We start from the raw sequence: 16,936 nt of genomic DNA on the forward strand, positions 1-16,936 counted from the left end.
CCGGCTCCCTGGGCACCCTCGCCGGCACCATCCTCGCCGCCCTACTCGCCAGCCAACTCACCCACACCGACATGACCACCTACGGCTGGCGCATCCCCTTCCTCCTCGGCGGCCTCATCGGACTCTTCGCCATCGTCATGCGCACACGCATGACCGAAACCCCCGTCTACACCCACACCACCACCGCACCACGCACCCCGATCCGACGACAATTCTTCGCCCATCCCACACTCCTGCTCCGCGTCATCGGCCTCACCGCAGGCGGCACCGCCGCCTTCTACCTCTGGGCGGTCGCCGCAGCCCCATTCGCCATCCAGCAACGCGGCACCGACCCCTCCGGCGCCCTCTGGGCCGCCACCGCCGCCACGGTGCTGTACATCCTGGTGCTGCCGCTGTGGGGAGCGCTCTCGGACCGGATCGGCCGCCGCGCGGTCTTCGTGATCAGCGTGGTGCCGCTCGGGGTACTGCTCTTCCCGTTGGAAGGGCTGATCCAGGGCCAGGCCTGGCAGTTGCTGGTGGCAATGGGAGTGTCACTGGTACTGGGGGCGGGCGCGTCCGCCATCGCTCCTGCGTTGTTCGCGGAGATGTTCCCCACCGGCATCCGCGCCGTGGGCTTCGGCGTGCCCTACTCGCTGGCCATCGCGCTGTTCGGCGGCACCGCGCCCTATCTCCAGGCCTACTTCGACCAGCGCCACGAGACCACAGCTTTCTACTGGTGGGTGATCGCGCTGATCGCCGTTTCCCTGGTGACGATCGTGCTGTCACCGGAGACCCGCGGCCGCGATTTGACCACCGTGCCGTGACGCGGTGGTCCCACATGCACGCCGCCGACCGGGCGTAACGGGTGCGCGGTCGGCGGCAGGCTTTCTGTCCGCTCGGCGGCTTTGCAGAGAGCCGGCGGATGGTTGACGGCCTTACGTGGCGGCGTTCCTCTCCCGCTTGATCGCCTTTCGCATGGCCGCGGGGCTCTGCCCCGCCAGCACGGTGGAGGCCAAGGACTCCCGCACCTGGCGGGCGGTCATGTGGCCCCGGCCCTGCGGGCCGAGGTAGCGCTCGCCCTCCGGGCCCTCTCGATACTCGAGGCTGGAGGTCACCGGGTAGTACCGCGTGGCCTTGCCCCGCCGGACCGCCTCCCACCACTCCTTTCGCACGGCCAGATTGCACGACTTGCACTCCAGCCTGCGGATGAAGAGGCCGCTCGATTCGTCCACATCGGAGAACACGATGCCGGCCTCGCGGATCGTGGGCCACCAGTGACGGCCACGCTCGCGACAGATCAGGACACCATCCGGCGACCGGTCGACGTAGGCGTCGACGTCGTCCTGGTCCATCTGGAACCAGCCGCCCGCTGCGTCCCCCTGCTCACCCTGAATCGACAGGGGCAGCTTGCTCACATTCGTCTCTGCCATATCTCCTCGACGGTTATCACCCGTAGCGTTCAGTCAGTCGGCGTCAGCGTCACACTGCCCGCCAGCCAGACCATGGTATGAGCAAGCTGTACCCCCTCTACCAGCGAGTGCCCATCTCATGTCTCGTGATTCTGATTGCATTGCTCGAGAACCGGTGATCTTGGTGACGGGGCGGCCGGGACCAGTCGATCAGCGCCATCCGTTTGTCGAATCCCGGCCGGTCCCCGCCCCGGAGACCGTCGCGCTGCACGGAGGTGATCGCACCGGTAAAAGTCACGGGCCGGGCAACCGGAGCCGGTGTGTTCGGCAGGGGCGAGGAGGGGGGCTCCCGCGCGTGATGATGATGGGCTCCCAGCCCCTCAGGGGCCTGGTTGCCGGCCTCCAGATGCGCCGTGCAGATCGACGTCACCGTCCGGCGATCAGAACTGCGCGAGCGGGTGCGCGGCGAGAAACCGCAGAACAGCGGCGCTCGCCTGCTCCCGGCGTTCCAGGAAGTAGGCATGCCGGGCGCCCTCGATCAGGTACAAGTGCGCGCCCGGAATCCGTGCGGCCAGCCGGGACCCGTTGTCCGCCGGGGCCAATTGATCGTCGGTGCCGTGCAGCACGAGCGTCGGGGCGACGATCCCCGGAAGCGCATCCCAGGCATCGTGACGGGCGCTGGCCCGCCGGTGTTCGCGACGAGCGCGCTCGGTCATTCCGTTGTCCCCGAGCACCGGGAGCCGACCGGGGTGTCCCCACCGCCACTGCGGCCCCACCATGAGCGCGATCAGTGCCTCGCCTGCGGTGTCTGCCACGCCCAGCGGACGCAGGACGTCCGGGTCGGCCGGGACGGATCCGGCGCCGCCGCCGGTGGTGCAGCCGAGTACGAGCGCACCGACCCGGTCCGGGTGGTCCGCCGCGACCCACTGTGCGACCCGCCCGCCCATCGACGTCCCGTACACGTGCGCACGCCCGACGCCCAGCTCGTCGAGGACGGCGATCACGTCGCGGGCGAACCGGCGGGTGCTCCACTCCGCGTGCGGTGGGCTGTCGCTGTCGCCGGTGCCCAGACAGTCGATCGCGATCGTCGTGTACGACGCGGAGAAGTCCGCCCGCACCCAGTCCCACCAGTGCCGGGAGTTGGACTGTCCGGCGAGCAGGACCAGCGGATCCCCCGCCCCAGCCGTGTCGAACCCGATCCGGGCGCCGTCCGGCGCCGTCGCATGCAGCATCACGGTCTCAGTGAACGACACGACCGTTCCGGTCGGGGACACCGGACTTGCGGAAGAAGTAGGTGGTGACCTGGTCGCGCCACTCCCGGGCGGAGTTCACCTGCCGCTCCAGCCGTTCCATCACGTTCGTCCACGACGCCTCGTCGAGGCGGCCCTCCAGTGAGCGCCAGAGGTCGCGCATCTCCACCACTCGCCGAGCCCCCTCGACGTGGGTGTCGTAGATGTGCTGGATGACCGTCGTGCCGCTGTGCAGCAGATGGGAGTACGGCACGTGGTGGAAGAACAGGAGGAGTTCGTCGGGACAGGTCTCCACGTGCTCGTAGCGCTCCGCCCACGCCTTCGGATACTGCCCGGCGAAGCCGGTGCCGGTGGCCACGGTGCGATCCACACCGAGGCCGTCGCGGTCGGCGAAGTGGTAGGTGCCCCACTTCGAGTACTCGTAGCCGTCGACTGCGGGCCCGTAGTGCGTATGAGGCGTCACCATCCACCCGACGCCCAGTGGTGCGGTGTACATCTCGTAGGTGCCCCAGGAGCCCATCTGGAGCTCGATCAGCGTCTCGTGCAGGTCGGTGGCGTCGGGGAAGGTCAGGGCGGTCCACTCGCCGAGGACCTCACGGGCTGACAGCGCTGGGTCCCATGCCACGCGACCGAACCCGTAGAGGTTGGCCTGAGCGAGCTTGTGGCCGGTCCAGTTCGCGTCGTCCCCGACGTTGGACACGGCGCAGACCCCCGAGGATGCCGTCACACGTCCGCGCCGGGCCAGTGCGGAGGCGAGGGTGTCGCCGGGCAGCTGCTCGCCACTGACGTCGAAGGTGAGGATCTCGTGCCACTGCGGCAGCAGGCAGCACAGGTCGATCTGCTGGCCCGTGTACTCCTGGGTGATCTGGAACTCCACCACCGTGTTCGTCTCCGCCATGGCCAGTGCCAGCGGGGAGACGGGCTCGCGAACCTGGAAGTCCATCGGCCCGCACTTCACCTGCAGCACCACGTTGTCGGCGAAGCGCCCGTCCAGTGCGGCGAAGTGGTCGTAGGCGGCACGTGCACGGTCGGTGCTGCGATCACGCCAGTCCTGCCGATGGTCGTAGACGAAACAGCGCCAGAACACCCTGCCGCCGAAGGGACGCAACGCACCGGCGATCAGGTTGGCCCCGTCGACGTGGTCGCGGCCGTAGTCGAAGGGGCCGGGCCGGCCCTCGGAGTCGGCCTTGACCACGAACCCGCCGAAGTCGGGGATCTCGCGGTAGAGGCCCTCGGCCACGCCCGCCCACCAGGCCACCACCGACTCATCGCCCGGATCGGCGGTCGGCAGGTCCCCGAGGACGATCGGGGAGGCGAAGCTGACGCTCAGATAGGTGGCGATCCCATAGCCCCGGAAGATGCGAGCGACGTCGGCCACGTCGGGAAGCCCGTCGGTCAGCAGTCGCACCGCTGCGGGGTGCACGTTGACGTTGTTGATCGAGACGGCGTTGATGCCCACGGAGGCGAGCAGGCGCGCGTAGTCGCTGATGCGGCGACGGTCCTGCACGATCCGTCCGTCACTGAAGAAGATCGAGTCGCCGGCATAGCCCCGTTCGACGCTGCCGAGGTGGTCACCTGCGCTCGTATTGTCCCACTGGTTGATCATTCGCACGGGCAGAGCCGGTTCCTGCACCGTTTCCAGGGTCGGCAGCACCTCGTGCGAGCCCGCGGTGGCCGCGCTCCTCAGCAGGTGGAAGTAGCCGTGGAGCAGGCCACGCTCCCCCGTCGCCACGACGGCGGCGGTGCTTCCGTCACCGACGAGGGCGAAGCCCTCCTCGCCGAGCCCGGCCGCCGCGTCGGCGGCACGGCGAAGAGGTCCGGTGACACCCACAGCGCCCGCCAGCAGATCGTGGCGGGCGAGCACGAGCGCCGGCTCGCAGGACGGATCGCCGCCGACCGCGCCTGCGGGCCCGACCGCCGTTGCCAACTCGAGGCGCAGGGTGTCCGCGATCGGTCCCTCGGCCAGCAGGCTCACTTGCCGCCCGCGCAGGAACGCCGTGGTGGCAGGCCCGAGCCAGCAGGGGTCGCTTGTGCCGGTGTGTGTCCCCGCCGCGCGGCCAGAGCGCATCGCTTCTCCCGTGGTCGTTGCGGAGCGGAGCGGTGACCCGCACCGGCGCCGCCGGGCTCGGCCGTCGAGCCGCGTCCACGATGAGTGTGGCGCCCGGCGCGCTCGTCGCTCATCCCGGGATGCCCGGGTGATCGGCGCTCGCCACGATCACGGCAACCCGTTCGGGAGGGGCCTCCACCACCCACCGCGACGAAACAGCGGCGGGTGGGCCGCTTTCGCCCTAGCGGCGGGTTTCGCTCCATTCCAATGCGGCGGCACGGCCACCCTGCGAAACCACCTTGAGGTGGTCACCATCGAGTTTCACCGTTCCCGTCGACCCGACGAGCATCGATTTCAGCTGCGCGATCCCGAAGCGGCGACCGAGGTGCCAGCGAAGCGTGTCCACCGTCACCAACAGGGAGCCGGTCGCCCATATCTCCACGAGATCGCCGTGGTCGACAACACGTAAGTCGGCGCCCGAGTTGTCGTCCCGGAACGCGGATATGACGTGATCAACGCGGCCGCCGCCGGCGCGGAGAACGAGCCCGACCAAGCCGGAGGTCGTGCTGAAGCCGGAATGCACGACGTGTGTCGACACAGAGCTCGACCCCGCTTCCATCCATCGTTCGATTCACCGGGGTCCGAGGTGCCGGGTTCCATTCGACCCAGAAAGCAACGATAAGCACACATAACAGGCCCGCGCAATCACACTCACACTTGCCGGGCGCGGTGCACCGCACTTCAGATGGAACCGGACTCCACGGAGCGGCGGGGGGTGCTGCCGTCGAGGAGAAGCGTGAGCAACTTGTCGACGACATCGTCCGTGGGGCGACGGCACAGCACGCGGTAGAGGAGGGTGCCGGCGTAGACGTCCTGGAGGAGTCCGGCATCGACATCGGGTGGGAGATCACCGCGGGCGGCGGCGTCCTCGATCATCCTCTCGAACGTGCTGCGCCCGGCAGCGAACGGATCCGCATGCCCCGCCTCTCCCGAGGGGTCCTGCAGGAGATCGCCCGCGAGCGCGAGGAGAGTGGTGACCAACGGGGGACGCAGGCGCTCGCGGGTGGCCTCCATGGCCGCGCGGATGTCGGCCCGGACATCACCTGTGGGCTCTGGGGGGTCTGGCCGCTCGGCGTCCACCGCCTCGAGCACGAGCGCGCTCTTCGACGGCCACCATCGATACACCGTGGTCTTGCCGACGCCTGCCCTGGCCGCCACGCCCTCGACGGTCAGCCGGAAGTAACCGACTTCTTCGAGGAGTTCACGCGTGGCGGCCAGGATCGCCTGGTGCGACTCCTGGCTCCGTCGACGACCAGCGCGTCCCTCTCGCTCGCTGCTGGTCGCGATCGTGTCCTCCTCGGTGCACCCGTTCTGCTTCGCGGGACTATAACCGCACCTGGCGCCCCGATCGAGCGCCCGATGTCTCGCGGGACCCACCGTTCTCCCCGTGGCGGGCCCGCGGCGGCTTCGGCCGTACGGCGGCGCGGAGGCTCACCCGCTCGCCGCATCGAGTAGGTCCTGCGGATGCAGGGCCGCGTAGTCAGCCGTCTCGTCGCTGCGCAGAGCGGTCCACAGCTCCGCCGACCGGACGGGGTCGAGATGCGCGACCGACTGCGTGCCGTACCGCTCCCGATCCGCGACCGGCGCCACCAGCGACATCACACCGGGGCGGCGGAACGCGGCCATCAGAGCCACGGAGCGCAGGTTGCCATCGCTGATGGTGGCGTCCAGGCGCAGCGACCGGCTGAGCTGCTCCAACAGTTCGTAGTACGCCGGGGGGTCGGTGGGAGTGGGGGAGGCGAGCTTTCCGAACACCGCACGCAGGACGTCCTGCTGGCGCTCGGCCCGCCCGAGGTCGGAGTCGGACTGTGGCCGCACGTAGACCAGCGCCGCCGCCCCGTCGAGATGGCCACCGGCCTGCGGAAGGTCGATCCCGCGGGTCGCGTCGACGACGGGGCCGAACCGGGCGAAGTCGACGGTCGCGACGTGGTCGATGTGCACGGCGGTGAGCTGCTCGACGGCGCCGACGAGGGGGCTCGGATCGTCCTCGGAGTAGGCGGAGGCGATCGTGCCGGCTCCCCTGCCGGGAATCTCGACCCAGCTGTCGTCGGGCAGCGCGACGATCGTGGCGCGGTCGCGGTCGGCGCTGAGCTGCACGAGCAGGACGGCGTCGCCCTGCGCCGAGGGCTCCACCCGCGTGTCGTCGCCGATCAGCAGGACGGTCAGTGCGGCAGTGTCGGGCGGCCGGACGCCCGCGGCGAGCGAGTCGAAGGCCGGGATGCGGACGATGTTGTCCGCGATCCGCTCGGTCAGCAGGAAGACCGACGCGACGACGAGACCTGACAACAACGCAACTCCCAGTGCGGCGAACTGCAAGATCCGGCCGCCGCGCCGCCGGGAGGTCGTCGATTTCGCCATACAAGCACTCCCGTTCATGACCGGTTCGAGGACTACCGCATCAGGAGACTTGCCGATACGATTCGTATCGTACCTCTCCAAAGAGGCGCACCAACGCCATAAACAGCGATCGAGACAGCTACAGCTCCCCGTTTCAGGCCATCCTCGGATGGCCCTATCGGGGGGTGACTTTGCGTCATCCCCCATTCGGGGCGCGGCAGCGCGATAACCACGCATAGTCATCACGCGCTGAGAGGCGGATAGGCCGTTCGACTCCCGATACATACCGAACGGCGTACTCCGCGGCGAAATTCATCGGTGAGCGGTGGCTAATAGGGGCTGAGGGGTCACCTCAGCTATTCAGGTGAGAGGCGGCCGACGAGCGGGGATCGACTAGCCGGGGCACGACGAACGCGGGTAGGAAGGCGATCTCGACCTTCGATCGTCCGCCCCCGCGAAAGGCCCTGAGCGTGGAACTGCGTGCCCGGCCGTCCGGACATCGTCATGCATCCTCGAACACGGTCTCGGTGGCCGAGCTCGTCGTCCGCTGCTCCGAGCGGGAGCACCCAGCGCTCTCGCAGGTGGAGTACGGGCCGGAGACGACGATCTCGGTGGCCGCCCTGCTGCGCCGAGAGGGCCGCGGTCCCCATGCCGCCGACCGGCCGCTCAAGCCGCGCGGACACTCCCGGCCCGCCCCCGAGCATCACAGCCCGTCTCGACGCAACGCCCGCAAGGCCGCAGCCGCGGCCGGCGCCTTGTTCGCCGCCGGTGCGGTCTTCAGCAGCGCCGCGGTGGACACGGTGGCGAGCCCACGTGGAGATTTCGACCTCGCCACGGATCCCGGCGGCCTGACTGCGAGCGAGGCCACCGTGGACCGCGCGCAGGCCGCCGCACCGGCACGCCCGGACCGGACGATCGCGCTCACCGCGGCGGTGCAGCACGTCGGGCCGGTCCCTCCGGGCGCGTCCGGCGACGGGTCGATCTCCGGTGCCGGGCCCGGCCTCGCTGTGGACTTTCTCGGCAAGCGGGCTGCCGGCGATGCCGCGGTCACCCGCTCGGCCATCTTCCCGAGCGCTCCCCGCGCCGGCGCGCCGTCCATTCTCACCCTCGTGCTACCCGAGGTCCGCACGCCCGCCGTCGAGGTGGCGGCACCCGTCCTGGTGGACCTGCCGATCATCGGTCCTGTCGAAACGCCACAGGTCGACCTCACGGAGGGACGGATCAGCGCCCCGGCGGTCACCATCTCCCGTCCCCGGGACGGCGGCGTCGAGGTCGAGATCGCCGACGTCACCGTGGTCGCACCCGACGTCGCCGTCACCGAGGTGACGGCAGGGCTCACCCGGGTTGTCTCGGGAGCTACCCGGATCGCAGGGCGGGACGCCGACCGCGACGGCACGCATCGTCACACGAGGTCGGGCGAGGACGCGACGACGGCCGACTCCCCCGGCGGACCGCTGAGCAACGCCCGAGCCGCCGTGCGGGACGTCCTTGCCGGCGAGCGCGACGCCTCCGCCCTCCGCGTGCCCGCACCTCGCGAGCCCGATCGGCGGGAGCGCGCCGTCAAGGCCGAGCGTTCGGGGCAAGGCGACGACGAGCGCACCAGCCGCGACCGTGTGCGCAAGGCCGCCGAGTCGGCGGGGGCGGCAGTGGGACGTCTGCTGGGCCGGACGTGACCGGCCCCGCAGGCGGGCTCAGCGCTTCGAGGTCTCCGGCTGCCGGTCGGCGACGACGGTGCGCATCTGCCCGCGACGGTGCCCCGCGATCCGCGCCAGCCCTCGCAGTGTGCGCCGGGGCGTCTCGAGGGTGTGGACCACCGCGCTGTAGAGCAACCCGGGCGTGGACACCGTGCGCCCCCGCGCCAGATCGGCGAGGCACACGTCCACCACCGCGTCGGGCTCCAGCCACATGATCGACGTGCCGGCAGGCTCCAGATCGCGGTGCTTGCCGGTGCGCAACCGGCCGGGGACGAGCGCGATCATGCGCACTCCCGTGCCGGCGAGCGATGCCTCGACCGTGTCGGTGAAGGCGAGCATCCAGGCCTTCGTGGCCGAGTGCGCCGACCCGGACGCCGAGAGGTACCCGGCGAAGCTCGCGACGTTCACCACCGAGCCCCGGCCACGTTCGACCATGCCCGGCAGCACGGCGTGGGTCAGGAGCATCACGGCGGAGACGTTGACATCGATCTCGGTCTGCAACGATCGGCGATCGGCGATCCGGAAGTCGACGCCGGTCTCGAAGCTCGCGTTGTTCACCAGGAGATCGACAGGCCTCCGCGAGTCGGCGAGCCTGCGCTCCACCGCGGCCCGATCCGTGGGGTCGGCGAGATCGGCCGTGAGGACCTCGATCTCCACCCCGAGGCGAGCCGCGTCGCCGGCCACCCGCTGCAGGCCGACGGAATCGCGCGCGACGAGAACCAGATCGAATCCGTCGCGGGCGAGTCGGTGGGCGAAGGCGGCGCCAAGTCCACGACTCGCGCCAGTGACGAGCGCTGTCGGCATGGCGGCACTCTACGGTCGGATCCGAGCCGATCACTCACAGGGGCCCCTGGAACACCGCAGCCCCGGCGGGTCGGCGGCGGACAGGCGTCGGTCGGGGTGCTTGCTGAATGTCGCACTAATGGCCCTCACCGTCCGTCACGCAGGGCCATCTCGTGCAACCGAGGCAGTCGGCGTGTCGCGAGCAGCCGGTCGACACCCCGCGCGACGTCCGGCCTGTTCAGCGCGGACACCCGCTGGAGAAGCGGTCAGACCACCACGCCGAACGGTAGTCATTCTGCGACGAACGGTTATTTCCGCTGTTCAGGTGAGACGCGACGAGCGGACGAACGGCACCTAGCACGGAGGTGACGAACGCGGGTAGGAAAGCGAACCCACCCCCAGAAACTCAGCTGCATCAAGCTCGACCAACCGGAGAGGCCTCGAGTGGAACCGCGCCGCCGTCCCACACGACATCATCAGGGATCCCCGACAACGGTTTCCGTCGACGAATTGATCATCCGGTGCGGCGAGTGGCAGGCCGGACCTCCCCCGGGGGTGGACTACGGGGCGCCGGCGACGATCTCGGTGGCGAGCCTGCTGCGGCGGGAAGGGCTGCGCGGTCCGCACGCGGCGGACCCGCGGCTCCAACCGCGCGGGCACTCCCGGCCTCCCGCCGAGCCGCCGCCTCCGCCGCGGCACAGCCTGCGCAAGGCGACCGCGGCCGCCGGTGCGCTCTTCGCGGCCGGTGCGATGTTCGCGACCGCGGTGGTCGAGACGGTGGTGCGGGCTCCGGGTGGTGGCATCGAGTTCGCGGACGGTGGCCTGGGCCATGACATCCGGCGGGACGGCCCGGCGACGGGCAGGCAGTCCGACGGGTCGAAGAACTTCGCGTTCACCGTCGAGCGGGCGTTCGCTCCGGCCGCGCTGGTGGACCCCAGCCCGTTCGTCCTGCCGCAGCCGGGCGTCGGGCCCGTTACCGGCGTGTTCGACGGCCTCGGCGCCGCGCCCGATCCGTTCGACCCGTTCGACGGCCGCGGCGGGCAGCTCGCGGCAGGGGCCGGCGCAGCGGAAGGTGGCGTTGGCGGGGACGCGGCGCCTGCCGGCTTCCTCCCGGGTGGCGGATCGGGGACCGGCGGTCCCGTCATCACCACGCCCGGAGGCGGGGGCGCGGAGGGCGGGCCCGGTGGCGGCATTCCGCTCCCGGACCTCGGTACGCCAGGGATCCGGATACCGGGCGGTGTCATCCCGGGCCTCCCGGGCGGTGGCCAGGAGGGCGGTCCCGGTGGAGGCGGTATCCGCACGCCGCAGGTCACGGTGTCTGCCGGCGAGGTCCGAACTCCGGACGTGAGGCTGTCGGGCGGGGACGGGAGCATCCGGGCCACGGTCTCCGACACCGCTCTGATCACCCCGGACGTCGGTGTGTCGGAGGTGGAGGCGGGCCCCGCGCGGCTGTCGCGGACCGAGGTCGGGCTGCCCGACGTGCAGCTCACGGGCGGAGGCACCACCCTGTCCCGCGACGCCGCGCCGCAGGTCGCCGTGCCGGGGGTCGCGCTGTCCGGCACGAAGCTGGTCACACCCGACGTCGAGCTCGGCCCGGTACGGGTACCGCTGCCCGACGTGAAGCTGTCCGAGGTGCAGGTGCCGCAGCTGAAGGTCGACGTGAGCAAGCCCGGAGCGGCCGTGAGCGACACCACGACCGCGGTGGTGGGCACCGTCGAGCAGGTCGGCACGGGCGTGGTGAGCACTGCGACCGATGTGGTCGGCCAGACCGTCGGCGGGGTGGGCGAGACGCTCGGCTCGTTGACCGGCGCCGGCCGCTCACAGGACACCCCCGAGTCCCGCACGACGACCGCACGGGCCGAGAAGCGAACCCTCGGGGCCGTCGGCGACACCCTCGGCTCCCTCACCGGGAGCAACCGCTCGAAGGAGGCACCCGAACCCCGCGGAACCAGCAAGCGCGCCGACAAGCCCACCCTCGGCGACACCGTCGGCAGCCTCACCGGAGGCAAGCGCGCACAGAAAAAGGACGCATCCAAGCCCCGCTCCACCGGCAAACGCGCCGACAAGCCCGTCCTCGGCGCGGTCGGCGACACCCTGGGCGCCCTCACCGGCTCCGGGCGTTCACAGGAGGGATCAGGCAAACGCAGCTCGCGCGCCGAGAAGCGGACCGGCGACTCCGACAAGGGCCCGACACGTTCGGACAAGGGCTCGATCCGTTCCGAGAATGCGTCCGGCACCGCCTCCGGCGGTTCGAAGAAGAGCTCGTCCGGAGGCGGGAAGCGCAATGCCGTCGGCTCGGCCCTGAACAAGATGCTGGGCCGCGGATGAGAGATCACCGCCCTACGGCCGTGGCCGCGGGTCGCGGTAGAGCAGCTCCAGCGCCGCGGAGGTGACGCGGCGGCGCAGCGCGCCGAACGCCCCGTGCTCGCCGAGGGCGGCCCTCGCCGCCAGCCAGCCGCAGACCCCGTGCACCCCGCCGCCCGGATGTGCGGAGGCACTGCCCAGGTACAGCCCGTCGATCACCGTCTCGGCCCGCCCCAGCCCGGGCACCGGACGGAACACCAACTGCTGGAACAGCTGCGCTGTGCCACTGTTCACCGCGCCGTCGACGAGGTTCGGGTCGGCGTCCTGCAGGTGGCGCGGCCGCTGCACCACGCGATGGAGCACGCGGTCGCCGAACCCCGGCGCGAACTTCTCCAGCACCGCATCCACCCGGCCGGCGAGCTCGTCGGCCGCCGCGTCGTGGGCCACCCCGCGAGGGAGATGGGTGTAGGCCCACGCGCTCTCCGTGCCGGCGGGTGAGCGCGACGGGTCGGTGGTGGTCATCTGTCCCAGCAGCACGAACGGTGACGCCGGGACCGTGCCCGACTCGATGTCGGCCGACCATCGCAACAGGCCACGCACGTCGGCGCCCAGGTGCACGGTGCCGGCCCCGGCGACGTCCGGCGACCGCCACGGGATCGGGCCGGCGAGTGCCCAGTTGACCTTCACGACCGGGGTGTCCCACACGAAGCGTTGCAGGTCGGCGAGCAACCGCGAGGGCAGCACTCCGGGATCGAGCAGGTGTCCGTAGAGGGCCGGCGCGGCGACGTCGGCCACGACCGCGCGGCGGGCCCGCACCGTGAGTCCGCCGGCCGTGTGCACCGCTACGGCGCGACCGGCACGCACATCGATCCGCTCGACGTGCTCCCCGGTGCGCACGTCGGCACCCGCGGCCGCGGCGCGGCGATGCAGAGCCGCGGCCAGCTCACCCGCGCCACCGGCCGGGACGGGGAACCCGTACTGCTGGCCCAGCATGGCGAGCAGCCAGCCGAACACCCCGCTCACCGTGGCGTCCGGGGGTGTGTCGCCGTGCACGGCGTTGCCCGCGAGCAACAACCGGGCCTGCTCGGACGCGAAGAGCTCCTCCCCCATCCGCCCCGCCGGCAACGCCAGGAAGCGGGCCAGCCGCAGGGCATCCGCGGTGCCGATCCGGCGCAGCAGCTGCAGCGGCCCGCGCACCGGCGGGAACGCCGTGAACAGCGAGCGGAGGAACGCGTCGCCGACCTGGTCCCATTGGCGGCACAGCCGCAGCCACGCCTCCCCGTCACGCGGGTCGTGCACGGCCAGCCCGGCCGCCGTCTGTTCGCGGTCGCGGTGCAGGACCGCGGCCGGCCCGCCGTCCGGGCGCGGGGGGTGGGCCAGCACGTTCGGTGCGTGCGCCCAGCGCAGTCCGTGGCGCTCGAGCTCCAGTGCGCGCAGGACGGGCGATGCGGCCGAGAGCGGGTAGAACGCGCTGAACAGGTCGGTGATGAAGTCCGGGTGCAGCCGCGCGGAGCGGACGGCGCCCCCGACCACGTCCGCGGACTCCAGCACGCACACGTCCCAGCCCGCATCCGCGAGCACGGCGGCGGCCACCAGACCGTGGTGACCGCCGCCGATCACGACCGCGTCGGTGACGAGGGTGGGCATGGGCCAACTATCGGCCGCCGCGCACCAACCGGCATCGCAGGGGTGTCCGGAGCCTCATCCGGCTCGGCCCGGGCGGCCGAGGCGCTCAGGTGAGCTGCCCGCGAACGACTTCTGCCCGCCAGTGACCCGTTTCCCGGGGCGCAGTCGGGGTCGTTGTGTGCGTCACATCCGCCGGCTCGGCTCAGGTGACGAGTGCCGCCGCGTCCCGGCCGAGGTAGGCGAGGAATCGCGCCTGCTCGTCCGCACCGGGAGCAGGGGTGATCTCGGGACCGATCCCGCCCGGCACACGCATCTCGAACTGCCGCGACCAGGTGAAACAGCCGGAGACGAGATCGGGATCGAGCCGGACGTCGAGCCCGGCCGGGTGGCCGATGTCCCAGGTGTGCGCCAGGAAGTCGGTGGTCAGCGCCATCAGGAACCCCTCGATGGGGATCTCGCCGAACGCCCGTGTCGAGATGACACGGGCGAGCGCGTCCGGCGTCAGGACGGCGTCGGCGGCGGCGCGCGCCGCACGCCAGGTGCCGAGCGGGTCCGGACCGATCAGCTGCCCCGGGTTCGGTGCCCCCGGCGCCCCGGTCTGCGACGCGAAGGGCGCTCCGGTGGCGACATGCCGCACCATGTCCTGGCCCCACACGACGTGACCGAGCACGTCACGGGCACTCCACTCCGTGCAGGCGGACGGATCGTCCCAGCGCTCGGGCGCGATCGCGGCCACGATCCGGTCGAAGCCGTCCTGGGCACGCGCGTAGCGGTCCGTGGTGTTCACCCGTTGCTCCTCGGGGTCGGGGAATCGAACACCGCGAGGACGAACGGGAGAGACAGGAATCGACATCCGCAGGGTGTCGATTTTCCGGAACGCTGTTCGTCCTCGGGATGCGGCTACCGTCCGGTGGACCGCGACGCTCACGGGGAGGATGCGATGCGCTACATGCTGTTGATCTACGGCTGCGAACGACCGGACTGGAACACCCCGGCGCACGCCGACAAGATCGCCGCCGTCCGCGCCTTCACGCAGAAGTGCGCGCAGGACGGAGTGCTGCTGGCGGCGGATCCGCTGCACACCACGGACACGGCGACGACCGTCCGCGTGCGCGACGGGGAGACGCTGATGACGGACGGGCCCTTCGCCGAGACGGCCGAGCATCTCGGCGGGTACTTCATCCTCGACTGCACCGACCTCGACGAGGCACTCCGCTACGCCGCGCTCTGCCCGATGGCCGCGGAGGGCTCGATCGAGGTGCGGCCGATCCTGGAGCTCGAGCCCGCGTCCGCGCAGGTGTCCGGGTAGGTGTCCGAGGCCGGCGACGTACTCGATCGGGTCTTTCGCACCGAGCGGGCCCGCGTGCTCGCCGCGCTGATCCGCGGGCTGGGCGACTTCGAGCTCGCGGAGGACGCGCTGTCGGATGCGGCAGTCACCGCGCTCGGCCGGTGGCCGGTCGACGGCGTGCCACGTGATCCCGTGGCGTGGCTCGTGACCGTGGCTCGCCGCGCCGCCCTGGACCGCATCCGCCGGGCCGGCGTCGGAGCGGCCAAGTACGAGCAGGTCGCGCGGGCGGCCGGGGACGGGGCGAGCGCCGTGGACGAGCTGCCGGACCTGCTGCCCGACGGCCTGTCCCGCGTGGGCGACGACCGGCTCAGCCTGCTGTTCACCTGCTGCCACCCGGCGCTGGGCCCCGAGGTGCGCGTCGCCCTGACTCTGCAGGCCGTCGCCGGACTCAGCGCGGCCCAGATCGCGCGGGCGTTCCTCGTCGGCGAGGCGACGATGGCCCAGCGACTGGTGCGGGCCAAACGCAAGATCCGCGATGCGGGGATCCGCTTCGCCGTGCCGGACGACGCCGCGCTCCCCGACCGGCTGGCCGCCGCGCTCGCCGTCATCTACCTGGTCTTCACCGAGGGCTACCTCGCCACAACGGGTGCCGACCTGCTCCGGCCGGATCTCACCGCCGAGGCGATCCGGCTGGGCAAGATGCTCGCCACGCTCATGCCCGACGAACCCGAGCCGCTCGGTCTCGTCGCGCTGATGCTGCTGCAGGACTCACGGCGTGCCGCACGCGCCGGCCCGGACGGTGAGCTCGTGCTGCTCGACGACCAGGACCGCAGCCGGTGGGACCGCGCCGAGATCGACGAAGGTCTCGCCCTCGTCGACACCGCGCTGCGACGTGGCCGGCCCGGGCCCTACCAGCTGCAGGCGGCCATCGCCGCGGTGCACGCGGCGGCGGGAGCGGCGGCCGAGACCGAGTGGCCCCAGATCGTCGCGCTCTACGACGAGCTGCAGCGGCGCCACCCGTCGCCGGTGGTGGCGCTCAACCGGGCGGTCGCGGTCGCGATGGTCGAGGGTCCGCAACGAGGGCTGGAACTGCTGGACGGGATCCGGGGCCTGGAGCGCTATCGCCTCTTCCACGCCGCACGTGGCGACCTGCTGCGCCGGCAGGAGCGGGTGGCCGAAGCCGTGGCGGCCTATCGGCTGGCCAGGGAACTGGCAGGAAACCAGGCCGAACGCCGCTTCCTGGACACCCGCCTGCGCGACCTCGGTGACCGATCACCCGGCGAGCTCGCGGACGACGACGGCGAACCCACGCACCAGTGAGCTGTCCTCGCCCTCCACCCAGGCGAGCGCCACCCGCAGCGGCTCGACGTCGGTGAGCGGCACCCAGACCAGGTCGGGACGCGCGTAGTACCGGGCCATGCTCACCGGCGCGAAGCAGATCGCCGTTCCTTCGGCCACCTGCTCCAGCATCTCCTCGACGTTGTCGTTGGTCGGTCCCCAGCGCGGGGCGGACCCGTCCGGCCGGGGGTTGACCGCCCACCAGTCCACCCACTCCCGCGGCGCCCGCTCGGTCCACAGGAGCGGCTCGTCCCCGACCTCGAGCACCGAGACACCCTCGCGTCCGGCGAGCCGATGCCCGGTGGGCAGGCCGACGACCCGCTGTTCGGTGTGCACCACCTCGGCGTGCATGCCGGTGACATCGGCCGGCAGCCAGAGGAATGCCACGTCCACCCGACCGTCCCGCAGTGCGGCTGCCTCCTGCCCCCAGTCGAACCGCTTCGGCTCGACGCGCACACCCCGATGCCGCCGGGCGAACTCGGCGCGCGCCCTGGTGGTGAGCTCGCCCGCTCCGCTGGCCTCGAAGCCGACGCGCAGCACCCCGGTCTCCCCGCGCCGGTGCCGTTCGGCGGCTGCCACCACTCGATCGGCGTGCTGCAGGGTGCGCCGCGCCTCGGCCAGGACATCGCGTCCGGCCGCGGTGAGGCTGACGCCTGCGCGGTGGCGGTCGAACAGCCGCACCCCGAGCTCCGTCTCGAGGCCTTTCAGCGCGTACGACACCGCGGGCTGGCTGACGTACAGCGCCGCGGCCGCGCGTCCGACGTTGCCGGAGTCGGCGATCGCCACGAGGTACCGCAGCTGGCGCAGCTCCACGCAGCGAT

15 protein-coding genes are annotated in these 16,936 nt (G+C 71.6%); 5 read left to right on the plus strand and 10 right to left on the minus strand.

What is annotated here, in order from left to right; all coding sequences use genetic code 11:
* Positions 1–803, plus strand: an 803-nt coding sequence (locus tag MMF94_RS41655) for an MFS transporter (RefSeq protein ID WP_241043028.1), incomplete at its 5' end; no start/stop codon positions are given.
* A gap of 111 nt (positions 804–914) precedes the next feature.
* Here MMF94_RS41655 and MMF94_RS41660 read toward each other — a convergent pair.
* From MMF94_RS41660 to MMF94_RS41685, 6 genes are all read right to left on the minus strand, one after another.
* The gene (locus MMF94_RS41660) at positions 915–1,409 is read right to left on the minus strand and encodes a hypothetical protein (protein WP_241043029.1); all 495 of its coding nucleotides are present in this window, start codon (positions 1,407–1,409) and stop codon (positions 915–917) included.
* Between the two features lie 419 nt (positions 1,410–1,828).
* Positions 1,829–2,641, minus strand: a complete 813-nt coding sequence (locus MMF94_RS41665; protein WP_338104441.1) for an alpha/beta fold hydrolase — start codon at positions 2,639–2,641, stop codon at positions 1,829–1,831.
* On the minus strand, positions 2,628–4,706 hold the full coding sequence (locus tag MMF94_RS41670) for an alpha-glucuronidase (RefSeq protein ID WP_241043030.1): 2,079 nt from the start codon (positions 4,704–4,706) through the stop codon (positions 2,628–2,630). The genes MMF94_RS41665 and MMF94_RS41670 overlap by 14 nt, the downstream gene beginning before the upstream one ends.
* Positions 4,707–4,926: 220 nt before the next feature.
* Entirely contained in the window at positions 4,927–5,268 is a 342-nt protein-coding gene (locus tag MMF94_RS41675; RefSeq protein WP_241043031.1) for an MmoB/DmpM family protein, read from the minus strand.
* Between the two features lie 158 nt (positions 5,269–5,426).
* Complete coding sequence (locus tag MMF94_RS41680) at positions 5,427–6,122, minus strand: TetR/AcrR family transcriptional regulator (RefSeq protein WP_241043032.1); 696 nt, start codon at positions 6,120–6,122, stop codon at positions 5,427–5,429.
* 54 nt (positions 6,123–6,176) lie between these two features.
* Positions 6,177–7,103 (minus strand): LCP family protein, encoded by a 927-nt coding sequence (locus tag MMF94_RS41685; RefSeq protein ID WP_241043033.1) that lies wholly within the window; start codon positions 7,101–7,103, stop codon positions 6,177–6,179.
* A gap of 506 nt (positions 7,104–7,609) precedes the next feature.
* Between MMF94_RS41685 and MMF94_RS41690 the strand changes: the two genes are divergently transcribed.
* On the plus strand, positions 7,610–8,755 hold the full coding sequence (locus MMF94_RS41690) for a hypothetical protein (RefSeq protein ID WP_241043034.1): 1,146 nt from the start codon (positions 7,610–7,612) through the stop codon (positions 8,753–8,755).
* 18 nt (positions 8,756–8,773) lie between these two features.
* Here MMF94_RS41690 and MMF94_RS41695 read toward each other — a convergent pair whose 3' ends face one another.
* Positions 8,774–9,580: an SDR family NAD(P)-dependent oxidoreductase gene (locus MMF94_RS41695; protein ID WP_241043035.1), complete on the minus strand. Its 807-nt coding sequence runs from the start codon at positions 9,578–9,580 to the stop codon at positions 8,774–8,776.
* Positions 9,581–10,069: 489 nt separating this feature from the next.
* Here MMF94_RS41695 and MMF94_RS41700 point away from each other — a divergent pair, with 489 nt between their 5' ends.
* A complete protein-coding gene (locus tag MMF94_RS41700) occupies positions 10,070–11,887 on the plus strand; it encodes a hypothetical protein (RefSeq protein WP_241043036.1) in 1,818 nt (605 codons plus the stop codon).
* Between the two features lie 12 nt (positions 11,888–11,899).
* On the opposite strand, the gene MMF94_RS41705 is transcribed toward MMF94_RS41700, so the two are convergent.
* Both MMF94_RS41705 and MMF94_RS41710 read right to left on the minus strand, forming a co-directional pair.
* Complete coding sequence (locus tag MMF94_RS41705; protein WP_241043037.1) at positions 11,900–13,510, minus strand: phytoene desaturase family protein; 1,611 nt, start codon at positions 13,508–13,510, stop codon at positions 11,900–11,902.
* Positions 13,511–13,691: 181 nt separating this feature from the next.
* Positions 13,692–14,276 carry a TIGR03086 family metal-binding protein gene (locus tag MMF94_RS41710; RefSeq protein WP_241043038.1) on the minus strand — a complete coding sequence of 195 codons (585 nt, stop codon included), beginning with the start codon at positions 14,274–14,276 and terminating at the stop codon, positions 13,692–13,694.
* A gap of 153 nt (positions 14,277–14,429) precedes the next feature.
* Here MMF94_RS41710 and MMF94_RS41715 point away from each other — a divergent pair, with 153 nt between their 5' ends.
* Together MMF94_RS41715 and MMF94_RS41720 are read left to right on the plus strand one after the other, a co-directional pair.
* The gene (locus MMF94_RS41715; RefSeq protein ID WP_241043039.1) at positions 14,430–14,798 is read left to right on the plus strand and encodes a YciI family protein; all 369 of its coding nucleotides are present in this window, start codon (positions 14,430–14,432) and stop codon (positions 14,796–14,798) included.
* On the plus strand, positions 14,799–16,097 hold the full coding sequence (locus tag MMF94_RS41720) for an RNA polymerase sigma factor (protein WP_241043040.1): 1,299 nt from the start codon (positions 14,799–14,801) through the stop codon (positions 16,095–16,097).
* On the opposite strand, the gene MMF94_RS41725 is transcribed toward MMF94_RS41720, so the two are convergent.
* Positions 16,050–16,928, minus strand: coding sequence for a LysR family transcriptional regulator (locus tag MMF94_RS41725; RefSeq protein ID WP_241043041.1), 879 nt, complete (start codon positions 16,926–16,928; stop codon positions 16,050–16,052). The two genes, MMF94_RS41720 and MMF94_RS41725, sit on opposite strands and share 48 nt — an antisense overlap.
* Positions 16,929–16,936 lie beyond the last annotated feature (8 nt).

Origin of the sequence: Pseudonocardia alaniniphila (assembly GCF_022524485.1) — a bacterium.
Lineage (GTDB): Bacteria > Actinomycetota > Actinomycetes > Mycobacteriales > Pseudonocardiaceae > Pseudonocardia > Pseudonocardia alaniniphila.